We start from the raw sequence: 1,376 nt of genomic DNA on the forward strand, positions 1-1,376 counted from the left end.
CTAGTGCAGATCGGCGAAAATAAAGCAGCAGCTTATTGGAGCTTCGGCTCAAAGCCCTGAAACTTCCAGTTGAACGGCTTTGCCATCGTGCAATTGAAGTACTGAATGAAGGCTTGAATCTGCTGCTTGAGATCCTCGGTTGAAGTAAAGTTGCCACGTCGAATCAGTCGTCTGACTAGAATGCTAAACCAGCATTCAATCTGATTGAGCCAGGAGGTATGCTTGGGCACGTAGACCAAGCGAATGCGATGGGTTGGATCGCTCAAGAAAGCAGAACGCGAAGCCATCGAGTGTAGGATGCCCGACTGGCCCTTGATGCCCAGATCCAGGTCTAATTGGCAACAAGCTGCCACCAGTCGAACCAAGGAAGCAGATTGATGGGTATTGAGTTGGTCTAGCACAAAAATCCAACTAGCTTCTGGGTCGGTTTCAATCGTGTTGGCAAGATGATTGGCAAAGTCGAATTCATTGCGCGTGGCTCCGATTGAAACTTGTCCAATGCCGCCGGAAGCAATTTGCCAATTGGCAATCAAACTCAGGGTTCCGTGTCGAATGTACTCAAACTCTTGGCGTTTCAATTTTCCAGGACGCATCGGTTGAGTCGGAGCCGCTCGCTCTAAGGCTTGAATCCCCGTCATCTCATCGGTACTGACCAGATGAATGCCATCTGCTGCGAATGCTGGAGCGTGTTCATACAACTCGCAGATCGCTTTAACCTGTTGCTCAAACTCGGCTGCGTCTTCGGGTTGAGCGTTCAGCCAATAGCGATTCCGGTGCGGTTGCAGTTGTGCCTCGCTTTAAAAAACGCCCCACACTGCGTGGGGAGATCTGCTCAACAATCCCACGCCTCACCGCTTCATCGGCTAACTCTCGCACCGTCCACTCGCTAATGGGTCGCCCGCTCGATTGCGGATCTTCACAGGCTAAAGCGACAATCTGCACCACTTGTTCAAGCGCGAATTGGGCAGGCGTTCCCGGTCGAGCTTCATCTTCAAACACCCCAACAATCAGGGTTCGTAGCGCGGCTTCTGCCTCGGCTTCTGCTTCTACCTTGAGCATCTGGGCTTGAGCATCTAGCCAGCGACTCCGCCACTGCCGCACTTGTCCGCGATCTAAATTCAATTGCTGTGCAATTTCGCTGTTCGTGCATCCCCGTGCTGCCGAAAGAACCAGTTGCGCTCGGCGTACCAGTCGATATGGATTTGTCGTTTGTCGCACGATTTGTTCTAACACTTGCTGTTGCATTGCACTAAGTACAATCACACTGGCTTTTGGGGTTGGCATGACAGGATCAATTGGAATTAACCTTCTCACGCTACTGGAAAGTTAAAGCCTGCCCCCAGAACTGAAGAATTATTTCCGCTTTCTTGCACTAG

2 protein-coding genes are annotated in these 1,376 nt (G+C 51.2%); both read right to left on the bottom strand.

The annotated features are described in order from the left end of the window. Positions 1 to 32: 32 nt before the first annotated feature. The gene (locus ACQ4M5_RS41705) at positions 33 to 698 is read right to left on the bottom strand and encodes a transposase (RefSeq protein ID WP_430681683.1); all 666 of its coding nucleotides are present in this window, start codon (positions 696 to 698) and stop codon (positions 33 to 35) included. Positions 699 to 723: 25 nt separating this feature from the next. Then, on the bottom strand, positions 724 to 1,284 hold the full coding sequence (locus tag ACQ4M5_RS41710) for a helix-turn-helix domain-containing protein (RefSeq protein WP_430681684.1): 561 nt from the start codon (positions 1,282 to 1,284) through the stop codon (positions 724 to 726). Positions 1,285 to 1,376 lie beyond the last annotated feature (92 nt).

It is taken from the genome of Leptolyngbya sp. AN10 (assembly GCF_050565645.1).
Classification (GTDB): Bacteria; Cyanobacteriota; Cyanobacteriia; order Leptolyngbyales; family Leptolyngbyaceae; genus Leptolyngbya.